The organism is Janthinobacterium sp. CG_23.3 (assembly GCF_046115965.1).
GTDB lineage: Bacteria > Pseudomonadota > Gammaproteobacteria > Burkholderiales > Burkholderiaceae_D > Janthinobacterium.
In genome coordinates this window covers 1-5,455 of record NZ_JBJXIB010000206.1, presented here as the reverse complement: position 1 = coordinate 5,455, position 5,455 = coordinate 1, and the positions used below count along the sequence as shown (strand labels likewise).

Annotated in this window: 6 protein-coding genes and 1 tRNA gene; 4 read left to right on the top strand and 3 right to left on the bottom strand. The window is 62.0% G+C overall.

Going from position 1 to position 5,455, the window contains the following annotated elements; all coding sequences use genetic code 11:
* The first annotated feature begins 153 nt into the window (after positions 1–153).
* Positions 154–229: transfer RNA gene (locus tag ACFDR9_RS26755), tRNA-Lys, on the top strand.
* Positions 230–573: 344 nt separating this feature from the next.
* Here ACFDR9_RS26755 and cysS read toward each other — a convergent pair.
* Complete coding sequence (cysS, locus tag ACFDR9_RS26750) at positions 574–1,944, bottom strand: cysteine--tRNA ligase (protein WP_409032937.1); 1,371 nt, start codon at positions 1,942–1,944, stop codon at positions 574–576.
* Between the two features lie 265 nt (positions 1,945–2,209).
* Between cysS and ACFDR9_RS26745 the strand changes: the two genes are divergently transcribed.
* Entirely contained in the window at positions 2,210–2,401 is a 192-nt protein-coding gene (locus ACFDR9_RS26745) for a hypothetical protein (protein ID WP_409032936.1), read from the top strand.
* 7 nt (positions 2,402–2,408) lie between these two features.
* Here the strand turns inward: ACFDR9_RS26745 and ACFDR9_RS26740 are convergent, their stop codons facing one another.
* On the bottom strand, positions 2,409–2,882 hold the full coding sequence (locus tag ACFDR9_RS26740) for an Lrp/AsnC family transcriptional regulator (protein WP_017877006.1): 474 nt from the start codon (positions 2,880–2,882) through the stop codon (positions 2,409–2,411).
* A 119-nt stretch (positions 2,883–3,001) separates the two neighbouring features.
* Between ACFDR9_RS26740 and ACFDR9_RS26735 the strand changes: the two genes are divergently transcribed.
* Positions 3,002–3,502, top strand: coding sequence for a hypothetical protein (locus tag ACFDR9_RS26735; protein WP_409032935.1), 501 nt, complete (start codon positions 3,002–3,004; stop codon positions 3,500–3,502).
* Here ACFDR9_RS26735 and ACFDR9_RS26730 read toward each other — a convergent pair.
* Positions 3,499–4,059 (bottom strand): cysteine hydrolase family protein, encoded by a 561-nt coding sequence (locus ACFDR9_RS26730; RefSeq protein ID WP_409032934.1) that lies wholly within the window; start codon positions 4,057–4,059, stop codon positions 3,499–3,501. The genes ACFDR9_RS26735 and ACFDR9_RS26730 overlap by 4 nt on opposite strands.
* Positions 4,060–4,175: 116 nt before the next feature.
* Between ACFDR9_RS26730 and ACFDR9_RS26725 the strand changes: the two genes are divergently transcribed.
* Positions 4,176–5,090: a LysR family transcriptional regulator gene (locus tag ACFDR9_RS26725; protein ID WP_409032933.1), complete on the top strand. Its 915-nt coding sequence runs from the start codon at positions 4,176–4,178 to the stop codon at positions 5,088–5,090.
* Positions 5,091–5,455: the final 365 nt, after the last annotated feature.

Here is a 5,455-nt window from a genome sequence, read left to right as displayed (position 1 = left end):
GCGTCGCCTCCAAGCGCCTAAAGGCGGGCTGGAACGCCGACTACCTTGGCAAGGTGTTGGGCCTGGCCATCTGATCCTTCATGCAATCGCCCTGCTTTCTTGCGCAAACCCTTTGCGTTAATTTTCACAGGGTATATAATGCGGCCTCTTTCGGGGTCGTTAGCTCAGCTGGTAGAGCAGCGGACTTTTAATCCGTTGGTCGCAGGTTCGAATCCCGCACGGCCTACCACGAATTCAGCAGTGCCAAAAAAGACTTACCCGCTTCGGCGCGTAAGTCTTTTTTGCTTTAATGGTTCGTCAATTGGAGAGTATTTTCCGCGATAGCACACGCTCTTGCACAGACTTTCCAGGAAAATCCTGTGGTACGTCAGCGCTTGCGCGGCATCGCTCTGCCGTTCGAGCTTGTCGATGAAGTAGCGGAAAATCAGGCGGTCCCCCACCACCACGTCGCCCCGTCCCAATGAAGAGCAGCTTGTTTGGGCTGGTGAGCGTGGTCGCGGCGTTTTGAAAGTGTCGGTAAAGTAGTCTTGGCCGCCGCTCCTTCGATCGCCCCTACGCCATACCCGGCGTCACTCACATTTTGCGTGCTTGCTGGCCCTGGGCCGTATCGTCCAGTTCGTAGCCGATTTCCCGCGCTTGTAGACGTAGTCGATCGGCGTCCGACCAGCGTCGTTCATTTCTGGCCCGCTCGCGCTGCGCCATCAATTCAAGCAACGCCGGTGGAATACTGACAACGGCGGGTTGCCACAGAACGAGCCGCAGGCCAAACGTTTCGTCAAAGCGCAATATCGTCGCCTTTTTTACCCCGTCGGGCAGCTCGCTTTTCAGCAATTCCCACGCCAGCGCGAGCGCCCGCGGCATGTTCAAGTCCTTGCTGATTTCGGCTCCGAAACGCGCCAGATAATCGTCGTCGGCTACGCCCGGCGCGCCTAGCCGAACCACCAGCATCCTCATGCGATCCAATCCGTTCGCCGCGCTGATTAAGGCATCGTCGGTAAAATTCAATTGGCTGCGATAGTGCGTGGTCAGGCACAGATAACGGTAAGCCAACGGATCGATGCCGCGATCAAGCAGCGTTTGTAGGCGCACGAACATTCCCGATTTCGACATCTTATCGCCGTCGCTTTTCAGGAAGGCCCCATGCAGCCAGAAATTGGCCGCGCGCGTTCCATATCGGGCCTCGGACTGGGCGATTTCGTTACTGTGATGCACCGGAACGTGATCTTCGCCGCCGCAATGAATATCGAAATATTCACCCAAATGCCGGGCCGACATCGCCGAGCATTCAATATGCCAGCCGGGGAAGCCGACGCCCCATGGGCTGCTCCATTCCATTTGGCGCACGCCGGGGGTGCCGCTGAATTTCCATAAGGCGAAGTCGGTGAGGTGCTTTTTTTCGCCAATGTCGACCCGTTTACCGGATTGCAAGCCGGCTCGATCCAACCGTGCCAAATAGCCGTAATCCGCCTGCCGGGAGGTGTCGAAATAAATGCCGTCGGCGGTACGGTAGGTGTAGCCCTTGCGCTCCAGGTCGGCGATGAATTCGATTTGCTCGGCGATATGGTCGGTGGCGTGGCACCACGTGCCGGGCGCCTGGATGTTCAACAACGCCAGGTCTTCTTTGAACGCCTGCGTGTACTCCTGGGCGATTTCCCACGCCGATCGTCCTGTGCGCAAGCTGCCTTTCTCCATTTTGTCGTCGCCTGTATCCTGATCGGACGTCAAGTGCCCGACATCGGTAATGTTCATCACGTGCTTGACCTGGAATCCACTGTATTCCAAGGTACGCCGCAGGAAGTCGACAAACAGATAGGTGCGTAGATTGCCGATATGGGCGTGGTCATACACTGTCGGACCGCATGCATACAGGCCGATTCGGCCCGGCTCAATGCCGTGGAGTTCGCGCAGCTTGCGCGTGTACGTGTCATATAAGTGAAGTGCCATGCCGCTTTCCCGATGAGGTGTGACTGGAAACAAAAAGGGCCACAGGTTTTTCAACGCTGTGGCCCTTGAGGAATGTGAACGTACTATCGCTATGCGACGCTCTCCCCAAGCGCAGCCTCACAACACAGCACGAAGGCGGTGATGGCGGTTGGCGGGAACAGGTTGAATTTCATATATCTAATATCACACAGGCCGGGGGCACTCGTCAAGTCGTGAAAAAAACAATTCAGGTAGACTCCAGCAGCCGTATCAACACTGAGGATAAATGATGTCACTGGGCGACTTTGATGATGGAAACCTGGCTCGGCGCCTGAAAAAAATCTCGGGGGTTTTATACGGGCGGCTACCGCTGATGGTCCGCCTGGCCTTGCGCGAGCAGGTATTCCTCACGTTCATGCTGGCGAACCGCACCCGGATACTGGAACGGTTTGTCGTCGGACCGACGCGCAAATTGTAGCAGCCCGTCAACGGGTCTTGGAAGCGGCCAGCGGCAGCTGCGCCCCCGCCAAACGGGGGCGGTCTTCGAACTGCGAGGATAAAACGATGGACGTGGTGGTCTTGCCGATCTCCCCGAGCGATTTGATCAGCGCCTGCAAATGCTCGGGCGCCGTCACCGCAAGGCGGATCAAGGCGCAATGGCTGCCCGTGGTGGTGTGCAGCGCCAGCACTTCCGGATGCGCGGCGGCCCACGCATCGAGCGCATCATGCGACTCGACGGTAACGTTGACGAACGCCTCGAAACTGTAGCCCAAAGCCCGCAAGTTCAAGCGCGCCGTGAACCCCTCGATCACGCCCGCCTCTTGCAGCCGGCGCACCCGCTCGGTGACCGCCGGCGCGGTGAGGTGAATCCTGCGCCCGATTTCCGAATAGCCGAGTCGGGCGTCGTCTTGTAAAAGCGCAAGGATCTTGCGGTCGTAAGCGTCCAGTTCAAAACTCAAGGAAAACCTTTCAAAAAACCTTTAATAGCACCGGTGTCGCGCGGCAAAGACCGTTGATGTCGCATTGGCCACGGCGCCGCGCAGTTCTATCATATATTCCTTTTACCCACCCCATGCAAATGAATCAACTTAGCCGCAACGGCATCCACGCTTTCGATTTCCTGCTTGGCCACTGGCACGTCGAGAACCGGCGCCTGCGCAAGCGCCTGCAGGACAACCACGAATGGGAAACCTTCGACGCCATCCAGCACAACCAGGCGCTGCCCGCCGGCATCGGCAACTACGACGACTTCGTCGCCGGCAACTGGCGACCCGGTTTTGTCGGCATGTCGCTGCGCCTGTTCAACCCGCAAACCGGGCTGTGGAGCATTTATTGGCTCGACAACCAGAACGCCGGCTTGAGCGCCGCCGGGATATTGCTGCCGCCCGTGGTCGGCCAGTTCGAGAACGGCGTCGGCGTCTTCGAATGCGAGGACGAACTGGACGGAAAACCGATCCGGGTGCGCTATACCTGGTCGGACCTCCAGCCCGACAGTGCCCGCTGGGAGCAGGCGATGTCGCCGGACCAGGGCAAGACCTGGGAAATGAACTGGCGTATGTTATTCCGCAGAGCCACTTAGAGCATGTCGAGCACGGCGGCGGCGCTCAGCACCGTCGCGAACTCGCCGTGCAGGCTGGCCAGCGCGGTGTCGTGCATCTGTTCGGCGCTGAAGCGGCGGCCGTCCGGCCCAACCCGCCCGAACGTCGCGGTGGCGTCCGCCACGAGGTAGGTGGCGAAGCCGAAATTGCCCGCCATCCGCGTGGTCGTCGACACGCAGTGGTCGGTCGTGATGCCGACGATCACCAGGGTGGTGGCGGCGCGCGCGCGCAGGCGCCGCTCCAGGTCGGTGCCGATAAAGGCGCTGTTGACCTGCTTGTCGATCACCGGCTCGCCGGGCAAGGCCTGCGCCTCCAGCTTGACCTGGAAGCCGGGCTGGTCCGGATGGAACAGGCTATCCGCCCGCGCCGAGCGGTGCCGCACGTGGATGACCGGTCGCTGCGTGTTGCGCCAGCCGGCCAGCAAGGCGGCGATGTTGGCTTCGGCCTGGGGATTGTTGCGGCCGCCCCAGCTGGCGTCGTTGAAGGCTTGCTGCACGTCGATCACGATCAACACGGCGTCCAAGGGGAATGGCTTCATATTGCGTCCTTCTTTGTGGGGGATAACGAGAATCCCATGTTGCGGCGGCGCCCGCTCGGCCACAACCGAATTCGCCTATACTTGGCGCTTATCCATGAAGGATTTCGATTGCCGAAATGAACAAACCTAAGCTCAATCAGCTTGAAATGCTGGTGGCGGTCGCCGATACCGGCAGTTTTGGCGCCGCTGCGGCCGAGCTGGCCTGCACCCAGTCGCGCATCAGCCACGCCATCACGGAACTGGAGGCGTGCCTGGGCGCGCGCCTGCTGACGCGCTCGCGCACCGGTTGCGCGCCCACCGAGGCCGGCCAGCGCGTGCTGGCCAAGGCGCGCCAGATGTTGCGCCTGGCGGCCGGCCTGGCCGAGGCGGCGGACGTCGGCGCCGGGCTGGTCGGGCGCGTGCGCATCGCCTGCTTCCGCAGTGTCGCCACCCATGTGCTGCCGCAGGCATTGGCGGCGCTTGCCGTCGAGTATCCGGGCATCCGCGTCGACATCGACGACAGTTGCGAAGAGCGCCAACAGGTCGCGCGCGCGGTGGCGGACGGACGCGCCGAGATCGGCATCGGCCAGTTGCCCGTCGCCGCGGACCTGCTGGTGCGCAATTATGTGGCCGATTCCTATGTGCTGGTGGTGCCGGCCTGGTTCGCCGCGCGCGCGCCGCTGTCGTGGGACCAACTCAAGGACTTGCCGTATATCCAGCTCGACTGTAGCGGCGCGCTGGCGGTGCTGGCGCAATGCCGCGCGGCCGGCTTCGCGGCCGAGCCGTCGCGCACGCTGGCGACCGACAGCGCCGTCGCGGCCATGGTCGGGCTCGGCCTCGCGTATTCGATACTGCCGAGACTGGCCGTGTTTCCCGAGCCGCAAGGCGTGCGCGTCGTCGACCTGCCGATTGCGGCGAAGCGCCAGTTCGCGCTACTCGCCCTGCCCGGCACCGCGCGCCTGGAGGCGGTGGACATCGTGCTGCGCTATGTCGGCAACAAACGCATCGTCGGCGACAGCCCGGCGTTTCGCGCCGGACTGCTGGCCTGGTAGGGGCACGCCGCTCCCCTTTACTGCGACGCCAGCTCGTGCAATTGCCTGGCGCGCCGCTGCGTCTGCTTGGCCTCGTCCTTGGTCACGGTGGTGAAGTCGCTGATGCCGCCTTGATTGCTGGCCGCTGCCAGTCGCGTACAACATGATCAGCACGCCAGGCTGCGCTTGGGCGAACGCGCAATGGCGCACCCGCTGCCAGTCGGCTTGGCCGGCGCCGGCCTGGTTTTTGCTGTCGTAATACAGCGCTTCGGCGTCGCCCCCCCCCCCCCCCCGCCCCCCACCACCTTCAGAACCAGGAGCGGGGGAGGTGGAAGGCACAAAGGACCCTGTCCGTCTCGTGTGTGCACGTTTCCAAGGCGTTACCA